16 protein-coding genes and 2 pseudogenes are annotated in these 15,550 nt (G+C 70.4%); 10 read left to right on the top strand and 8 right to left on the bottom strand.

The features are described 5' to 3' along the window. Positions 1-427 precede the first annotated feature (427 nt). Entirely contained in the window at positions 428-1,525 is a 1,098-nt protein-coding gene (locus ACFWPS_RS03415) for a hypothetical protein (RefSeq protein WP_383700442.1), read from the top strand. Positions 1,526-1,634: 109 nt separating this feature from the next. Here ACFWPS_RS03415 and ACFWPS_RS03410 read toward each other — a convergent pair. Then, a pseudogene (locus ACFWPS_RS03410) lies at positions 1,635-1,895 on the bottom strand (DUF4158 domain-containing protein); the annotation flags it as partial. A gap of 534 nt (positions 1,896-2,429) precedes the next feature. On the opposite strand from ACFWPS_RS03410, the gene ACFWPS_RS03405 reads away from it, so the two are divergent. Then, positions 2,430-3,188 carry an intradiol ring-cleavage dioxygenase gene (locus ACFWPS_RS03405; RefSeq protein WP_383700413.1) on the top strand — a complete coding sequence of 253 codons (759 nt, stop codon included), beginning with the start codon at positions 2,430-2,432 and terminating at the stop codon, positions 3,186-3,188. A 40-nt stretch (positions 3,189-3,228) separates the two neighbouring features. Here ACFWPS_RS03405 and ACFWPS_RS03400 read toward each other — a convergent pair whose 3' ends face one another. Beyond that, positions 3,229-3,693 carry an ATP-binding protein gene (locus ACFWPS_RS03400; RefSeq protein ID WP_383700410.1) on the bottom strand — a complete coding sequence of 155 codons (465 nt, stop codon included), beginning with the start codon at positions 3,691-3,693 and terminating at the stop codon, positions 3,229-3,231. A 183-nt stretch (positions 3,694-3,876) separates the two neighbouring features. On the opposite strand from ACFWPS_RS03400, the gene ACFWPS_RS03395 reads away from it, so the two are divergent. Together ACFWPS_RS03395 and ACFWPS_RS03390 are read left to right on the top strand one after the other, a co-directional pair. Continuing rightward, on the top strand, positions 3,877-4,653 hold the full coding sequence (locus tag ACFWPS_RS03395) for a Scr1 family TA system antitoxin-like transcriptional regulator (protein WP_383700407.1): 777 nt from the start codon (positions 3,877-3,879) through the stop codon (positions 4,651-4,653). Next, positions 4,650-4,907, top strand: a complete 258-nt coding sequence (locus ACFWPS_RS03390; protein WP_383700404.1) for a DUF397 domain-containing protein — start codon at positions 4,650-4,652, stop codon at positions 4,905-4,907. Before ACFWPS_RS03395 ends, ACFWPS_RS03390 begins: the two co-directional genes overlap by 4 nt. On the opposite strand, the gene ACFWPS_RS03385 is transcribed toward ACFWPS_RS03390, so the two are convergent. Further along, the gene (locus tag ACFWPS_RS03385; protein ID WP_383700401.1) at positions 4,882-5,838 is read right to left on the bottom strand and encodes a GlxA family transcriptional regulator; all 957 of its coding nucleotides are present in this window, start codon (positions 5,836-5,838) and stop codon (positions 4,882-4,884) included. The genes ACFWPS_RS03390 and ACFWPS_RS03385 overlap by 26 nt on opposite strands. Before the next feature lie 106 nt (positions 5,839-5,944). Here ACFWPS_RS03385 and ACFWPS_RS03380 point away from each other — a divergent pair, with 106 nt between their 5' ends. Next, on the top strand, positions 5,945-6,244 hold the full coding sequence (locus tag ACFWPS_RS03380) for a putative quinol monooxygenase (RefSeq protein WP_383700398.1): 300 nt from the start codon (positions 5,945-5,947) through the stop codon (positions 6,242-6,244). 21 nt (positions 6,245-6,265) lie between these two features. Here the strand turns inward: ACFWPS_RS03380 and ACFWPS_RS03375 are convergent, their stop codons facing one another. Beyond that, complete coding sequence (locus ACFWPS_RS03375; RefSeq protein ID WP_383700395.1) at positions 6,266-6,658, bottom strand: nuclear transport factor 2 family protein; 393 nt, start codon at positions 6,656-6,658, stop codon at positions 6,266-6,268. A 122-nt stretch (positions 6,659-6,780) separates the two neighbouring features. Here ACFWPS_RS03375 and ACFWPS_RS03370 point away from each other — a divergent pair, with 122 nt between their 5' ends. Continuing rightward, the gene (locus tag ACFWPS_RS03370; protein WP_383700391.1) at positions 6,781-7,569 is read left to right on the top strand and encodes a helix-turn-helix domain-containing protein; all 789 of its coding nucleotides are present in this window, start codon (positions 6,781-6,783) and stop codon (positions 7,567-7,569) included. Here ACFWPS_RS03370 and ACFWPS_RS03365 read toward each other — a convergent pair. Beyond that, positions 7,566-8,036 carry a pyridoxamine 5'-phosphate oxidase family protein gene (locus ACFWPS_RS03365; RefSeq protein ID WP_383700388.1) on the bottom strand — a complete coding sequence of 157 codons (471 nt, stop codon included), beginning with the start codon at positions 8,034-8,036 and terminating at the stop codon, positions 7,566-7,568. The two genes, ACFWPS_RS03370 and ACFWPS_RS03365, sit on opposite strands and share 4 nt — an antisense overlap. An 855-nt stretch (positions 8,037-8,891) precedes the next feature. Here ACFWPS_RS03365 and ACFWPS_RS03360 point away from each other — a divergent pair. The 3 genes and pseudogenes from ACFWPS_RS03360 to ACFWPS_RS03350 all read left to right on the top strand — a co-directional run bounded on the left by ACFWPS_RS03360 (position 8,892) and on the right by ACFWPS_RS03350 (position 11,559). After that, positions 8,892-9,455: a hypothetical protein gene (locus ACFWPS_RS03360; protein WP_383700386.1), complete on the top strand. Its 564-nt coding sequence runs from the start codon at positions 8,892-8,894 to the stop codon at positions 9,453-9,455. A gap of 4 nt (positions 9,456-9,459) precedes the next feature. Then, positions 9,460-10,563 (top strand): annotated as a pseudogene (locus ACFWPS_RS03355) (sensor histidine kinase); the annotation flags it as partial. A 9-nt stretch (positions 10,564-10,572) separates the two neighbouring features. Then, positions 10,573-11,559, top strand: coding sequence for a GlxA family transcriptional regulator (locus ACFWPS_RS03350; protein ID WP_383700384.1), 987 nt, complete (start codon positions 10,573-10,575; stop codon positions 11,557-11,559). A gap of 61 nt (positions 11,560-11,620) precedes the next feature. Here ACFWPS_RS03350 and ACFWPS_RS03345 read toward each other — a convergent pair whose 3' ends face one another. After that, positions 11,621-13,081: a carboxylesterase/lipase family protein gene (locus ACFWPS_RS03345; protein WP_383700381.1), complete on the bottom strand. Its 1,461-nt coding sequence runs from the start codon at positions 13,079-13,081 to the stop codon at positions 11,621-11,623. 112 nt (positions 13,082-13,193) lie between these two features. Here ACFWPS_RS03345 and ACFWPS_RS03340 point away from each other — a divergent pair, with 112 nt between their 5' ends. Next, entirely contained in the window at positions 13,194-14,171 is a 978-nt protein-coding gene (locus ACFWPS_RS03340) for an AsnC family transcriptional regulator (protein ID WP_383700378.1), read from the top strand. A 55-nt stretch (positions 14,172-14,226) separates the two neighbouring features. Here ACFWPS_RS03340 and ACFWPS_RS03335 read toward each other — a convergent pair whose 3' ends face one another. Continuing rightward, complete coding sequence (locus tag ACFWPS_RS03335) at positions 14,227-14,895, bottom strand: DUF4360 domain-containing protein (RefSeq protein WP_383700375.1); 669 nt, start codon at positions 14,893-14,895, stop codon at positions 14,227-14,229. A gap of 193 nt (positions 14,896-15,088) precedes the next feature. Then, positions 15,089-15,547 carry an RrF2 family transcriptional regulator gene (locus tag ACFWPS_RS03330; protein WP_383700372.1) on the bottom strand — a complete coding sequence of 153 codons (459 nt, stop codon included), beginning with the start codon at positions 15,545-15,547 and terminating at the stop codon, positions 15,089-15,091. Positions 15,548-15,550: the final 3 nt, after the last annotated feature.

Raw genomic sequence — 15,550 nt, 5'->3', positions numbered from 1 at the left:
CAACGTCCTCTGGGCACTCCTCCGCGACGGGCGATGCTACGAACTCACCCCGCCCAGTGCTCACGCGGCTTGACAGACCGCATTAGGAATCACTGTGCTGTCGGAGAACACCGCGCTGGAGAAGTCACCGCCGTCGAAGGTGACGGCGGTGAAGTCGAAGTGGTGTCCCTGCCAGGAGTGACCTGTCACCCGATCGTGCGGCAGACCCGGGGAGTACGGCGACAGCATCGTAGGAAGTACAGCGGCAAGCCGATGGGCTTCGGACGAGCCTGGGTGTCACAGTCGGATTTGCGCGTGCTCCGGCTTTCAGTGGGCTGTAGCGGCAACTTGAGCGTGGGGCCATGAGCCGGGACTCGGCACATCTGGGAATAAGAACGCCTGGGGGCGTGAGTACTCGCTTCCCACCCTGCTGGCAGGAGGCATAGCCATGGCCTACAGCAACGCAGCCACGTTCTTGATGTTCGGGATCGAGGGGGGTGAGTACACCGCCGAGCTTTGGGAGGGACGTTCGGTAGTCGAGCCGGGGGACCGAGTCATCTTCGTCGAGGACAAGGTGCTGGAGGTCACGCAGCCATTGACAACCAACCGTTTCACCTTCCCGCCCGACCCTGTGCCCGTCCCTCCTGCGTCCACGGTCGGATTCAAGCTACGCCGTAGCGGGTTTCCAGGCGCCATGTTCAAGTCAGGCCACCTCGCCGAGCTTCCGCCTGAGCCTGCACCAGGCACGACGGCGATCGAGATCCTTGAGGCGCCGTGGGTGTTCCTCTCCGCCGAGGACGTTCGTGCCGCGATCGAACGTGGCCTGGGCACCCCGGCGGGGAGCCCACCCGGAACCCCCGTCAGTGCTCCGCCCTGGCCGCTCCCGGGCCACCCGAGCTATCTGGTCGACCTTGTGCTTGTATCGATCAACGATGGCAGCCTCCGCATCGAGGTACGGGGTCAGAAAGGCACCGATATCCTCGGCCGGCTGATGTGGCGATGGGAGGGCGACGTCACCGTAGCGCCGAACGATAGAATGATCCGCGCCGCCGGAGCCGAAGGCCCCCCGGTACGGCAGCCGATCCTGTCGATCCATGCCGAAACAGTCACACTGGTCCTGGACAGTATCGGGCCGAGCGCCGCCGAAACCGAGGCGATACTCGCCGTCGTCCGTCCGATCATTGCGCCGATGGTGGCCGGGTGGGTGACGGCGGGCGTCAATGCGAACATCGATACCGCCGCGCTGAGCCAAGCCGGAACCGTACTTGGAAGTCTGGGCGGGATGACGGCCGTACCGCTCTCAGTCGGCGTCGCCGTCGAGAACGTGCTCATTGGAAACCGCCGTGCCGAGGCTGGCGCGGATCCGACACGAGGAGTACATGTTCTGCCGGCCATCGGCACAGTGGGCAGTTTGCGTGCAGCGCTTGGCCTGCCGCAGCCCACCCTGAGTGGCGGGGGCTGTCGCAGATTCCTGCCAGGCGCGGGCTTGATCGCCTTGATGCTGGAACGACGGGGCTACGTGATCGACGAGCCCGGCCGGTGGTGACTTCGGAAGCCGGCCCGGCGCAATTCCTCGGCCTGCGCTCGTTCGGGCCGCCGCACGGCGGCGCTCCCGCCGCGGCGGCGGGAGCGGGCCACCGCGTCCGGTCGAACAGCACCCGCGGCCCCTCCAGCGACGACCAGACCCGCGCCGCCAGGAACGCCCGCAGCTCGCCCGCGGCAAAGTCCCGGTACCCGTACGCCTCGCGGATCTCCCTCGCGTGTTCGTACGCCGTCTGCGCCCGAGTGCCGTGTCCAGCGAACTTCTCGTCATCGATGCCGAGCTGCTCGGCGACGAATCGCACCACCGACGCCGGGACCGGCGTGGCGTCTTCCGTCAGGAAGGTACCGAGCATTCGCACCGTGCCCCACTGCACCGCCTACCCCAGCCGGATCGTCGGACGCCGTTTCGCTGGGACAAGCTCCAACGCCTTCGCGTCAAGACGGAAGAACTGCTCCAGCTCCCCAGGCGTCGGGTCGCCACCGAGAACTTGCGACAGTTGAATATGCGAGCCCGCCAGTATCACGCCCGATGTTCGACACAGTTGGCGTCGCCCCGGCACCCGGCGCGGGCCGCCCCCGGGCTTGGGGATCCAGGCCGACGCCCCACCGGTGTCCGGCCTCACGGCTATCGTGGAGGCGTCCGTCACGACCGCGCGCCGCGAGCGCCCGTCTTCCGCCGGTCGACCGGCGACGGACCGGTCGTGGCTTCCCCTTTTCGGCTCGGACGTGGGAGCCGTCCACGCATGCGCGGGTCCAGTCGAGTTCGCCGGCCGCGTTCAGCTCAGCGAGCAGGATCCGGTGCAACCGGTCGAAGGCGCCCGCCTGTGTCTCAACTCAAGACTTGACGGTTGCTCACTTTACGAAACTGACAGCTTGCCGACAGGTACCCTTCCTACGGTGCCGTGTCCATGACAGACACCTCAGATGGCGCCCGCCCCGTCGGCCGCCGTACCGTACTCGTCGCCACCGGGACGACCGCCGCTGCCCTGGCCGTAGGCGCAGCGGTCTCGACCGAGGCCCCCGCGGCAGCCGCCGCCCCCGACCTCCAGCCGGCCGCCGCCGCGGCGGTCTGCACCCTCACGGAGGAACTGACCGAAGGCCCCTACTACCTCGACGGCGCGCTGGTCCGCACCGACATCACCGAGGGCAAGGCGGGCATCTCGCTCAAGCTCGTCCTCACCGTCGTCAACTCCGCCTGCACCGTCATCCCCAACGCCCTCGTGGAGGTCTGGCACACCGACGCGCTCGGCGAGTACTCCGGCTACGTCGGCAACAACGGCCACAGCGAGGCCGACGACGGCACCTTCCTGCGCGGCGGCGTCCTCACCAACTCCAGCGGCGTCGCCAACATCACCACGATCTACCCGGGCTGGTACCGGGGACGCTGCATCCACATCCACATGAAGGTCCACACGGGCGTCACCCTGACGTCCAACGGCTCCTTCACCGGCGGTACGACCGTGCACACCGGCCAGCTCTTCATCAACGAGACCATCACCACGGCGGTCGCCAAGGTCTCGCCCTACTCGACCAACACGACCACCCGCACCACCCTCGCCCAGGACTCGATCTACGACGACGGAGGCACCACCTCCGGCCTCATGGCCGTCACCGGCTCCACCACCGCCGGCTACACCGGCTCGCTCACCCTGGGCGTCTCCACCTGACGGCACCCGGGCCCCGGGGGCACGTCCCCCGGGGCCCGGCTCAGGGTCTGCGACGCAGTGGCAGGTCCACCTCGGCCCGTACGGTCTTGCCCGGTGCGCCGTCGCAGTCCCGTTCCAGCACCTCCCACCGATCGGCCAGCGCCTCCACGAGCACGAGCCCGCGCCCACCGGCGTCCAGCGGCCCCGACGGCCGTACGTCCCGGGGGCCGGGCGGCCGTCGTTCGGCCCGGGTGTCGGTGACCTCGACCCGCACGCTCCCCGTCACGAGCGAGAGCCGCAGCTCGAAGTCCCGCCCCGGCACCCGCCCGTGCGTCACGGCGTTCGCGGCCAGCTCCGCGACGATCACCGACACCTTGTCGATCACCTCTGCCGACGCGAACCGGCCACCCCACGCGTGGAGTTGGGCCACGGCCAGATGCCTCGCGAGCCGGGCACCACGCGGGGTGCCACTGAGCCGCTGGGCGAGTGTTCGACTGACGGTGACGGCGGTGGGGGGTGCGTCCATGCCCCCAATCTGGCGCCTGGAACCGGCAGTTCTCCAGGTGGGAGCCGCGTACGCCGGACCCGCGTACGCGGTGACGGACTGGACCGTACCGGTGACTCGCCGTCACCATGGGGACGGGAGGTGGCCTACGTGGGCGATGGAGTGGAGCCGGAGTCGTCGGACAGTCTGCGGACCTTCGGGGCGGTGGTCCAGGCCCTGCGCGAACACGCGGGGCTGAGCAGGGAGGAGTTCGGCGAACGGGTGCGGTTCTCGAAACACACGGTGGCATCGGTGGAGTTGGGCCGCCGCATGCCGGACGAGTCCTTCGTGGAGGCGGCGGAGGAGGCCCTGGGCAACACGGGGGCCTTACGGCGGGCGGCGGGGCATGTGGCTCGGCAACCGGGGTTGGCGGCCTGGTTTCGGCGGTGGGCGCGGATGGAGGCGACGGCGATCAACCTCTACACCTACGAATGCCGAGTGGTACCGGGCCTGTTGCAGACGGAGGCGTACGCGCGGGCAGTGTCGCTCAGCGTGCCACCGATCCCCAACGACCAGGAATTGGACGACCGGGTGGCCGCCCGAGTCGCCAGGCAGGAACTGCTGTCCACCCGGCGGGAGCGACCGTGCGCGTTCAGCTTCATCATCGAACAGGCCGTGCTGGAGCGACGGACGGGCGGCGACGACGTCACACGAGAGCTGCTCGACCATCTGCTGGAGGTGATCGACCGCCACCGGAACGTGGAGGTCCAGATCATGCCCCTGCTACAGCCCGTGCACGCCGGCCTGGATGGCCCATTGCAGCTGCTTGAGACCCCCGAGAATCAGTGGTTCGCTTATTCGGAAGGACAGAAGAACGGCCGCCTCATCGCCGATCCGAAGGAGATCAGCGTCCTCCACCAGCGGTATGGAAAACTGCGCTCGCAGGCCCGCAGCCTTCGGGACTCCAGGGCCCTGTTGGAGCAGATGCGAGGAGCGCTATGAGCACGTCCGAACTGACCTGGTTCAAGAGCAGCTACAGCAGCGGCAGCGAGGGCGACTGCGTCGAGGTCGCCCTCCGTTGGCGCAAGTCCAGCTACAGCAGCGGCAGTCAGGGCGATTGCGTCGAAGTAGCCACCCGCCCCACCACCATCCACATCCGCGACTCCAAGAACCGCCGGGGCCCCCAACTCGCCCTTTCCCCCGGCGCCTGGGCCGACTTCCTCCCGCTGGTCAGCGCCGCAACGCGCCTGCCGTAGCGCCGGTGCGCTCGCGCAGGAGGATGCGGAGGGTGTTGGCGTGCTCGTAGCCGACCTTGCGGGCGACGGTCTCCAGGGGCAGGTCCGTGGTCCGCAGCAGGTGCGAGGCGCGTTCGACGCGCAGGTCCTGGACGAAGCGGACGGGTGACGTGCCGAGCGTGCGGCGCATGGCGCGCTGGAGCGTGCGTTCGCTGACGCCGACGGCCCGTGCCGCGTCGGCGATCGAGATCGGCTGGTCGAGGTGGATCCGGGCCCAGCGCTCGAAGGCCGCGAGCATGGGATCGCTCTGCGCGAGCGCCGCGGCGATGGTGTACGAGGCCTGCGACGGGCGCTCGTCGACGACCAGGTACCGGGCGACCAGGTCCGCGAGCGCCGGGCTGGTCGTCCGGACGATCGCGAGCGCGAGGTCGACGTGGGCGAAGGCCGCGCCGGCGGTGGTCACGCCGTCCGACGTCGTGACCATGCGGGTCTCGTCGAGCGTGACCGCCGGGTAGCGCGTGCGGAAGTACGGGGCGAGCCACCAGCTCGTGGTGGCGCGCAGCCCTTCGAGGACTCCTGACTCGGCAAGGAGGAACGTCCCGCTGCAGGCGGAGCCGATGGGGGTCCGGCGTTCGCGTGCCGTGGCCACCAGCCGCCGCAGCGGCGCCGAGTCCGGACCCGAGACATACCCGATCAGGGCGTCGGGCCGCCGCTCGGCCAGCGCGGGCACCAGCAGCAGGTCCGCGTCCTCGGCCGCGCCGACGGGGGCGGTCTCGACCAGGTGCCCGGCGCCCGTACGGACGCGCCGGCGGAAACCGATCGTGGTGACGTTCCAGGCGGGCGGCGGTTCCGGAAGCTCGTCGCGCATGGCGTTCGCCCCCGTCAGCACGTCGAGGAGGGCCGCCAGCCCGGAGTCGAAAACGCCGTCGTAGGCGAGTACAGCCACGTCCATGACGGAAACGGTATCGGACGAGTCGTTTCCGCCACTGGGTGGGGCGGTGCGGGCGGCCTAGATTCCTTGTTGTCCCTCCCCCCAACCCCCATCACAGGAGTGCATCATGAGCAAGCTCGGACTGCTGGCGCAGATCGAGGCCAAGCCCGAGTACGCCGACAAGGTCGAGGCCCTGCTGCGCGACGCGCTGCAGCTCGCGCAGCAGGAGGACCACACCGTCGCCTGGTTCGCGTTCAAGCTGGGCGACACGACGTTCGGCGTCTTCGACACCTTCGACGACGAGCAGGGGCGTCAGGCGCACCTGCAGGGCAGGATCGCGGCGGCGCTGACGGAGGCCGCGGGGACCATGCTCAGCGAGGCCCCCGGGATCCGGCCCCTCGACGTCCTGTCGGCCAAGCTGCCCTGACCCGGCGGGTCCTAGCGGGTCCTAGTCGTGCGCCCCGGGGTCGAAGCCCTCGGGCGCACGGTCGAGGAAGACCGTGACGGAGCTGATCCGGCCGTCGCCGTCGAGGTGCAGCACGTCGGTTCCGGTGGCGAAGGAGGTGCCGGCGTCGTCGCCGGTGAGGATCTCCCACCGGAGCCGGGCGCGGTCGTGGTGGACCTGCGGCTGCTCGCGCAGGCGGAGCGTGACCCGGCCCATGTGGGCGGCGAACTGGTTACGGAAGTCGATCAGCGCCTGGGTCCCGGTGAGGACCCCGATCTGGGCGCGGTACTCGACGCCGTCGGCGAAGGCGGCTGCCGCGTGTGCGCGCTGCTCCTGCTCGGTCCCGGTGTTCCAGAACCGTACGTAGTCGTCGAGCGGTTCGGCGGTATCGGTCATGGTGGCTGTCCTTTCGCGGTGAACTGCGTTGCCCTGCCCAGAATGTGAGGGTGCGCGGCGCGTGCTGTCGATGACCTGCGAGGTCATTGCCGTGGCGCGCGCCGCCGGGCAGCCTGGGGTGCATGACGACGACCACCACCGAGCCGGTCGGGGTGCTGGTACGGCGCTGGCGTGAGCGGCGGCGGCGTTCGCAGCTGGACGTGTCGCTCGCCGCCGAGTTGTCGACCCGGCACCTGAGCTGCATCGAGACCGGGCGGGCGCGACCGAGCCGGGACATGGTCCGGCGGCTGTGCGACGAACTCGACGTGCCTCTGCGGGAGCGCAACACGCTCTACCTGGCGGCCGGTTACGCCCCGGTGCACCGCGAGCGCGCCTACGCCGACCTGGGTGTGGCGCGCGCGGCGGTGGAGGCCGTCCTCGCGGGGCACGAGCCGAATCCGGCGCTCGCCGTCAACGTGCGGTGGGAGCTGCTGGCCGCGAACCGTGCGATGGGGCTGTTCCTCGGCGACGTCGCGCCGGACGTGACCGGTCCGCCGCTCAACGTGCTGCGGGCGACCCTGCACCCGGACGGCCTGTCCGGACGCATCCGGAACCTAGCGCAGTGGCGCGCGCACGTGCTCCGCCGGGTCCGCCGTCAGCTGGACCGGACCTCGGCCGCGGGACTCGCCGAACTCCTCACGGAACTGGAGAGCTACCCGTCCCCCGAGCCGGACGAGCCCCGGGACACCGGCTCACCCCACGACGACCTGGTGGTCCCCCTGCGCCTCTCCTCCGACCAGGGCGACCTCGCCCTCCTCTACACCACCACGGTCTTCGGCTCCCCGCGGGACGTGACCCTGGACGAGATCGCCGTCGAGACCTTCTTCCCGGCGGACGCGCACACGGCTGCGGTGCTGCGGGCGATGACCTAGACCAGCCACTTCCCGTCACGCATCAGGGTCCGCCCGGCCAGCTCGGGAACGGTTCCCCATGCCTGCAGCACCTGCAGGGCGACCTGGAAGAAGACGTACGACGGGTGGTCCTCGCGGGGGTCCCAGCCGTCCTTGGCGGCGAAGGCGTCGCCCACCCCGTCCGGCAGCTCCTCGCGGGTCAGCATGCGTGCGGTGCCGTGCACCAGGACCACGTCCCGGGTATGGCCGAAGGAGAGCCGGACCCGGCCCGAGGCGCGGAGGTTGCGCCCGGTCGGGTTGGTGTCGCGGGTGGCCAGCCACACGCTCTCGCCGTCCCACCAGAAGGCAAGCGGAACGAGGCACGGCTCACCGGTGCCGTCGGCCGTGGCGACCCATACGTCGTTGTCCCGCGCGAGCCGTTCCAGGGCCTCGTGCTTGCGCTGCTCCTGGCTTCGGGGTTCGCTGCGGCGAGAGTCAACTGATGCCATGCGGCGAGGCTATGACGGGGCGCGTCCGGTCACATCCGGCGGCGGGACTAGGGCGCGAGGCGTAGGGCCGTACTCGTACCGCGTGCCGAACAGCTGAGGCCCTACGGATCAGATCGGAGACAAGTTCACTCTTCGCTCGATGGGCAGATGCGGCGACATACGCACATAAAGGAACAGGTTCCCGCTCGCCGAACAGCCGATGGGGCACAGTTCGCAGCCAAGCCTCTCCTCGTACGAACCATGCAATCGCCCTGCCCCACGGACCCGCGGCCCGTGTCCTCCGGCTCGTATCGCAAGCTGCGCATCGAGGCGGACGTCAACGGGCGGTGCAGTGGACGTCAACGGGCGATGCAGTGAACGTCAACGGGCCGTGCACACGCGCCCGGTTCCATGGTCACGCGGCCGGTTCCCTCGATCAGGCAGCGTCCACGCCGTTTCCGTACGGTGCGGCGCATCCTCGCACCCGTGAGCACCAGGCCTCCAACCACCGTGTGAGCATCAGCAGGGGAAATACGATGACGCGTTCCCACCTGTCTCCCGGCGGGAGTTCGCAGGCCCCCGGGCGCCTGCCGGGCTTCCCCCCGTCCGGCGGCGACGATCGGCCGGCCGGCGATGTGAAGTTCAGAAACTTCGTGACACTCACTGCTCAGGAAATCGAGGGGGGCTCAGACTCTGAGTGGCGATGAGTTGGCGCCCTTATCGCACCTGACGGAAGTTTCTGTTCCGAGATCTGCCAATCCTGACGGGTTCCGTTTCGACGCTCAAGGTCACGTAATCGACGGTCTGCTGCATGCCCGGATTTACTGCGGCGCAATGAATGGGGTGTCCTGCGGCAGTACGGCCGATGATCCGATCGTGGCCGATGTGGTCAAGGCGGGCTGGATCTCATTTGTCGGTGAAGGGGGAGAATATACTGTCAAGCCGGGCCAGATGTTCATTCGCGACACCAAACTGTCATGGGAGTTTTCTTGCTCCGCCTCCTTTTCGGCGCACGTCATATCCGTTCCCAGACACCTGGTGGTCCCTCGCGTCAATTCGGTAAGAGTGCTTGATCGCGCATACGTGACAGATGCCGGCATGCCGGAAGTTACGTTTCTCCTGAAAGTCATTGAGATGATTGACGAGAGTGTCGATCACCTGGGCGTCTCGAAATCCATACGAATCACCCTTGGGGATGCTTTCGCCGCACTCGTCTCGGGAATCATGTCCGATTGCTGGGGCATGGAGTCGGATGCTCACGCGAGTATGACTGTTGCGGCTGCGAGAAATGTCATCGAGCGTCATCTGGACAGCCGCGATCTCTCACCTCGGATGGTCGCTCAGCGTATTGGTGTCTCACTCCGTACACTGCACCGCTCATTTTCGGTGTCAGGTCACCACCGTCCGCCTGCCCGCGAACCCCGACTACGACCCCAGTGACAAACTCTCCGTGGCCGGCGGGACCCAGCAGGTCGTCACGGCCGACATCCGGGCCGACGAACTGAGCAGCGCCAAAGCCGCCGCTCTGGGCGTCACCGCCGACGCCGCGCTGCGGGTCTATGTGGTGGTGCTCCCCAACACCGCCGAGGCCATCGCCACGACCACCGACCACCTGCTGCTGCGCGCCGGGCTCGTCGGCCTCGTACTGATCGCCGCCGCCACCTACTTCGCCGTCCGCATCGCGCTGCGGCCGGTCGAAGCCATCCGCGTCCTCACCGCCTCGGTCACCGCGCACGACCCCCGCGAGCGCGTCACCGTACCCGCCACGGGACACGAGATCACCACCCTCGCCACCACCATCAACACCACCCTCCAACGCCTCGACAACGCCGCCGCCCAGCAACGCCGCTTCGTCGCGGACGCCGCCCACGAACTGCGCAGCCCCCTCACCACACTGCTGGCCAGCCTGGAAGTCGCGCTCGCCTACCCGGAACGCACCGACTGGCCCGCCGCGGCCACCACCGCCGCACGCCAGACCCGCCGCCTCCAGGCCCTCGCCGAAGACCTGCTGCTCCTGGCCCGCCTCGACACCCGCACCCCCACAGCCGACCCCGAACTCGTCGACCTGACGGCCCTCGCCTCCCGGCTGACCGAGCAGTACCCCCTCGCCGAAGGGCCGTTGACCCTCACCTGCGACAGCACCGCCCCCGCACACGCGCAGGGAGACCCCACCGAATACGAACGGCTCCTGCGCAACCTCGTCGACAACGCCGCCCGCCACGCCGCCCACCGCATCCAGATCACCATCCGAAACCAGGACGCTTGGATCGTCCTCACGGTGCACGACGACGGACCAGGCGTGCCCGCCGAGGACGCCGAGCGCATCTTCGAACGCTTCGTCCGGCTCGACGACGCCCGCTCCCGCGACCACGGCGGCACCGGCCTGGGCCTCGCCATCGCCCGCGACCTGGCCCACCGCCACCGAGGCACCCTCACCCTCACCCCCCGCACCCTCGGCGCATGCTTCGAGCTACGCCTTCCCCAGGCCCCCACCCCGGCCCCGCGGAGTAGGGGCACGTTCGATGGCCGGATAAGCAGTGAGCGATAGAATCGTGCCATGTCCGTTGCCGTCGGCTTCCTGCCCACCCGCCCCCACCGGGTCGTCGTGCTCGCCCTCGACGGGGTCTACCCCTTCGAGCTGGGGATCCCGAACCGGGTCTTCCCCTGCGTTCCCGGCGCCTACGACGTGGTGACCTGCGCGGCGACGGAGGACCGCACGGTGGCGACCAACGCCGACTTCACGATCACCGTCGGGCACGGGCCCGAGGCGCTGGAGAGCGCGGACACCGTGGTCGTGCCGCCGTACGACATGGCGCGGATCGCGCAGGAACTGCCCGAGCCCGTCGCCGCGGCGCTGGCGCGGATCCGGCCCGGTACCCGGATCGTCTCCATCTGCACGGGGGCGTTCGCGCTCGCGGCGGCCGGGATGCTCGACGGGCGGCCGGCGACGACGCACTGGGCGCTGGCGCCGCGGTTCCGTCGGATGTTCCCCCAGGTGGCCCTGGATCCGGACGTGTTGTTCATCGACGACGGGGACGTCCTGACCTCGGCCGGGGCGGCCTCCGGTGTCGACGTCTGCCTGCACGTGGTGCGCTCCGACCACGGCAGCGCGGTCGCCAACAGCGTGGCCCGGCAGTGTGTCGTACCGCCGTGGCGGGACGGCGGCCAGGCGCAGTACATCGAGCAGCCGGTGCCGGACGAGGGCACCACCGGTACGGCGGCCACCCGGGCGTGGGCCCTGGAGAACCTGGAACGGCCGCTCGCCCTGCACGAGCTGGCGGAGCATGCCCGGATGAGCCGGCGCACCTTCGCCCGCCGCTTCCAGGAGGAGACGGGGACGAGCCCGGGGCGCTGGCTGATCCAGCAGCGGGTGCACCGCGCCCGCCACCTCCTGGAGAGCAGCGAGCTGTCGGTCGACCGCATCGCGGCCGAGGTCGGCTTCGCCACGGGCACGTCACTGCGGCAGCACCTGCACGCGGCGATCGGCGTCTCCCCGCAGACGTACCGGAACACGTTCCGGGCCACGGCGGGCAGCAGGGTCTGAGCGGCGGGCGCGGGCGCGCCGGGGCCGGGTGGGCCGGGGCCGGGTGGGTCGTCGTTCGGGTTCAGGCGAAGTGGCGGATGCGGGCGGCCGTCGCGGGGGCGTACGGGAGCCAGTCGTGGACCGAGCCGGTCCTGACGAACTCGGCGACCGCGGTACCGAACTCGCGCCCCAGGGCACGCTGGGCGTCTCCGACCCCGCCGAGCATCGGGCTGTCCGGGTAGGCGTCGAAGGTGTTGAAGAGGAAGGGCAGTTCGACGCAGTGGGCGGCGCCGAGGGAGTGCGGGTCCTCGGCCGGGCGGTAGTCGAACTCGTAGACGTGGGTCGCGTTGCCGCCGGCCGCGTGGTGGTCGGCGATCTCCAGCGAGCCGTCGCGGAAGAGCGCGTCCGTGCCGATCGCGGTGAAGACCTGCGCGGGGGTGCCCTGCGGGAGCCGGGCGGCGTACGCGTCGTAGATCTCCCGGGCCCGGTCACCGGCCTGGGCGGACAGGAGGTCCAGCGCGCCGGCGGTGGTGAGGTGCTGGATGTGCGGGTCGAAGGCGAAGAAGGACGTCGCCTCGTCGGCGGTGGTACCGATGAGCAGCGGCTTGCCCTCCAGGGCGCCGTCGGTGAGCGCCCGCTGCCAGGTGCGGGGCATGCCGGGGGCGCCCAGCACCGGGTACATCGGCGGGGCGGCGTTGCCGGGGCGGGCGATCCGGACCGCGAGCCGTCCGTAGGCGGACAGCAGCTGCTCGGCGGGCAGGGCGCGCAGGGCCTTCGCGGTGTCGGCGCCGGCCGGGACGCCGAGCAGCCGCAGATAGGTCTCGGCGTTCTCGGCCGCGTCCTCGGGGTCCTGCGGGGCCAGGCCGAAGGGGCCGCTCTGCACCAGCACCCGGCTGACGAAGCCGGAGGTCTGCGGGTCGAGCGCCAGGGAGAGGGCGGAGTAGGCGCCGGCCGACTGACCGCCGACCGTCACCTCGCGCGGGTCGCCGCCGAAGGAGGCGATGTTGTCCCGGACCCAGCGCAGCACGGCGGCCTGGTCCTGGGGGCCGAGGTTGGCGGCGCCGATCTCCGGGAGGTAGAGGTAACCCAGCGGTCCCACACGGTAGTTGGCGGTGACGACCACGATGTCGCCGAGGGCGGCGAGGCGGCCGCCGTCGTACCAGTCCCAGCCGCCGGAGCCGCTGGTGAAGCCGCCGCCGTGCCACCAGACCAGGACCGGGCGGGACGCGCCGTCCGCCAGGGCCCCGCGCGGCGCGAAGACGTTGACGGTGAGGCTGCCGTCCTCGTTCCAGTCCGGCGTGCGATGTCCCATCACCTGCTCCAGGCGGGACGGGCCCTGCGGGACGGCGGGCCCCGACCGCACGGCCTCCCGCACCCCGGTCCATCCCGGGTGCGGCCGCGGCGCGGCGAACCGCAGCTCACCGACCGGCGACGCGGCGTACGGGATGCCCCGGAAGGAGACCGCCCCGCCCGCCCCGCCCGCCGCGATTCCCTGGACCTTGCCCCGGTCCGTGGCCACGACCGGGTTCTCGATGTCCGCCATGGTGCTCACCTCTCTCGGTTCGGTTGCGATGTCACCGATCCTCACCGAGAGCACGGAAACGAGCCAGAAAGCGGGCTTCGAATCGCGAATACAGGCCATATGATCCGTGATTATGGAGAAAGCACGCCATCAGCTGGACGAGACCGACAGCCGGATCGCCGCCGCGATGCTGGCCTCCCCGCGCGCCTCGTGGCGCACCGTCGGCCGGGTCCTCGGGATGTCGGAGCGGACCGTGGTCCGGCGGGCCGCGCCGCTCTACCACGACGGCACGCTGCGGGCCACGGCCGTCCGCAACCCGGTGTGCTTCCCCGACCTGATCCCGCTGGCCCTGCGCATCCGGTGCAAGCCCAACCGGATCAGCGCCATCGCCGCCACCCTGGCCCGCCGCCCCGACACGATCTGGGTGGACGTGCTCGGCGGCGGCGACGAGATCTGCACCATCCTGTTCCTGGACGGCCCGGACGCCCGCAACAACCTGCTGCTGCGCGACCTGCCGGCCACCGCCGCCGTCCAGTCGTGGACCTCGCACGCGCTGCTGCGGGTCTTCCCGGCCGGCTTCGGCTGGAGCGGCGGCCTGCTGTCGGCGGAGGAGCTGGCCGGTCTGCGCCAGGACCTGCCGGAGGCCGCCCCGCGCCCCTCGCTCGCACCCGTCGACCACCAGCTGATCGCCGGGCTGGTCGAGGACGGGCGGGCCTCCTACACGGAGCTCGCGCACCGCGCCGGCATCAGTGCCCTGACCGCCCGCCGGCGCCTGGAGGCGCTGGCGGGCGGCCTGGTCGTCAGGCTCGCGACCGAGGTCGATCTCGCCCGGCTGGGCATCCGTACCGAGGCGCTGCTGTGGATGACGGTCGCCCCCGGCCGTCTGGAGGAGACCGGCCGGCGGCTGAGCCGCCATCCACAGGTCCGTTTCGCCTCGGCCACCACCGGCTCGGCCAACCTGCTCGTGGCCGTCGCGGCGACCGACCTCGACGCGCTCTACCGCTTCCTGAGCGACACGATCGGCGCCCTGGAACACGTCTCCACGATGGAGGTCACGCCGATCCTGAGCGGGGTCAAGCGGACCGGACTGGTCCGGCCCGGGAGCCTGTGACCGACCCGGAGCCCGTGACCGACCCCGGAGCCGGGGGCCGGACCAGCTGGTCGGGCTACTTGCCCGGGCACTGCTTCCAGGCCAGGTGGTAGACGGTGCTGATGTCGCCGTCGGTGGAGTCCATGGTCATGAAGCTGACCTTGCCGGGGTTCGCGCTCCCGGCGTTCACCCGCAGCTCCGTGTTGATGTTGAAGTTGCGCTGGACTCCGCAGGGCGCCCAGACCAGTTGGGCCCAGTCGTTGGTGTCGGTGGCCTGCCAGTTGTCGTTGTAGGGGCCGCTGAAGGGGTGGCTCGCCGCGGCGGTGTTGGACGAGCCCTGGAAGTAGTACGAGGCGCGCTGGGTACCGATGGCGCCCGACTGGAGCGAGGCGAAACCGCGGTAGTCGGCGCTGGCGATGGCGTAGGTGAAGCCGCCCGGCACGTGAACGACCAGGTTGAGCTGGCAGTTGCGCCGGAAGGCGGTGGGGTCGGAGTTGCCGCCGGCCTGGGCGAGATAGGCGCTGTAGGTGACGGTGAAGGCCTCGTTGTCCTCGGACACGGCGACGGCGGTGGTCCCCTGCGGACAGCCGGAGCCGTTCACCGTGGCGACGTTGATCACGATCTTGTCCGGCGGCGGGTCGTCGAAGACCGGCGACGACGAGGCCTTGGCCTGGGCGGGAAGCCCGGCGGTGAGCAGCGCGGCGAGCGCTCCGCCGAGCAGGAGTCCGCGTCTCCTGGGTCCCATGGTTTCTCCACTTCGGTGATCGGTGGGGGGTTACGCCCGCGGCCCTCCGTGGCTCACCTCTGTAGTTCACCTTTGAAGAATCTGTGTGCTTCCTGTGAAGACCGGGGCGCTCGAATCGTAGGAACCCCCACGCGGAGGGGTCAGGGCGAACTCCGGCCATTCACAGTCCCGGATTTCACAGCCCGCGAGGGCCTCAGGGGTTCTCCCAGGCCGCCGGCTCCGCGGCCAGCGCCCGCACCGGATCCGGCAGCGCGTCCGCCGCGATGTCCGCCACCGTGACGCCTTCGAGGATCTTGCGGACGTTGGCGCGCAGCGCGATCCACAGGGGCAGCAGCGGCTGGGCGGTGCCGGTGTAGGCCAGACCCGTCGGGCGTTCCCCCCGTACCGAGACGATCGGGCCGTCCACCGCACGGATCAGGTCCGCCACGGTGATCGCGGACGCGTCCCGCGCCAGCCGGTAGCCGCCGCCCCCGCCACGCCGGCTGTCGACGATCCCGGCGCGCCGGAGGTCACCCAGAATGCCCTCCAGGAACTTGTGCGGAATCTCCTGCGCACCGGCGATCTCCTCCGCCTTCACAGGGCCCTCCCCCTGCCGTACGGCGAGCTCCAGTACCGCCCGTACCGCGTAATCCGCTCGTGCCGAGATCCTCATGCG

Source organism: Streptomyces sp. NPDC058457 (assembly GCF_042720695.1).
Lineage (GTDB): Bacteria > Actinomycetota > Actinomycetes > Streptomycetales > Streptomycetaceae > Streptomyces.
This window is presented reverse-complemented; position numbering and strand designations above follow the sequence as displayed.

What these genes read in the sequence shown, in the direction of transcription:
- ACFWPS_RS03415 (WP_383700442.1), top strand. Translation starts at nt 428, where the DNA reads ATGGCCTACAGCAACGCAGCCACGTTCTTGATGTTCGGGATCGAGGGG.
- ACFWPS_RS03405 (WP_383700413.1), top strand. Translation starts at nt 2,430, where the DNA reads ATGACAGACACCTCAGATGGCGCCCGCCCCGTCGGCCGCCGTACCGTA.
- ACFWPS_RS03400 (WP_383700410.1), bottom strand. Translation starts at nt 3,693, where the DNA reads ATGGACGCACCCCCCACCGCCGTCACCGTCAGTCGAACACTCGCCCAG.
- ACFWPS_RS03390 (WP_383700404.1), top strand. Translation starts at nt 4,650, where the DNA reads ATGAGCACGTCCGAACTGACCTGGTTCAAGAGCAGCTACAGCAGCGGC.
- ACFWPS_RS03385 (WP_383700401.1), bottom strand. Translation starts at nt 5,838, where the DNA reads ATGGACGTGGCTGTACTCGCCTACGACGGCGTTTTCGACTCCGGGCTG.
- ACFWPS_RS03380 (WP_383700398.1), top strand. Translation starts at nt 5,945, where the DNA reads ATGAGCAAGCTCGGACTGCTGGCGCAGATCGAGGCCAAGCCCGAGTAC.
- ACFWPS_RS03375 (WP_383700395.1), bottom strand. Translation starts at nt 6,658, where the DNA reads ATGACCGATACCGCCGAACCGCTCGACGACTACGTACGGTTCTGGAAC.
- ACFWPS_RS03370 (WP_383700391.1), top strand. Translation starts at nt 6,781, where the DNA reads ATGACGACGACCACCACCGAGCCGGTCGGGGTGCTGGTACGGCGCTGG.
- ACFWPS_RS03365 (WP_383700388.1), bottom strand. Translation starts at nt 8,036, where the DNA reads ATGGCATCAGTTGACTCTCGCCGCAGCGAACCCCGAAGCCAGGAGCAG.
- ACFWPS_RS03350 (WP_383700384.1), top strand. Translation starts at nt 10,573, where the DNA reads ATGTCCGTTGCCGTCGGCTTCCTGCCCACCCGCCCCCACCGGGTCGTC.
- ACFWPS_RS03345 (WP_383700381.1), bottom strand. Translation starts at nt 13,081, where the DNA reads ATGGCGGACATCGAGAACCCGGTCGTGGCCACGGACCGGGGCAAGGTC.
- ACFWPS_RS03340 (WP_383700378.1), top strand. Translation starts at nt 13,194, where the DNA reads ATGGAGAAAGCACGCCATCAGCTGGACGAGACCGACAGCCGGATCGCC.
- ACFWPS_RS03335 (WP_383700375.1), bottom strand. Translation starts at nt 14,895, where the DNA reads ATGGGACCCAGGAGACGCGGACTCCTGCTCGGCGGAGCGCTCGCCGCG.
- ACFWPS_RS03330 (WP_383700372.1), bottom strand. Translation starts at nt 15,547, where the DNA reads ATGAGGATCTCGGCACGAGCGGATTACGCGGTACGGGCGGTACTGGAG.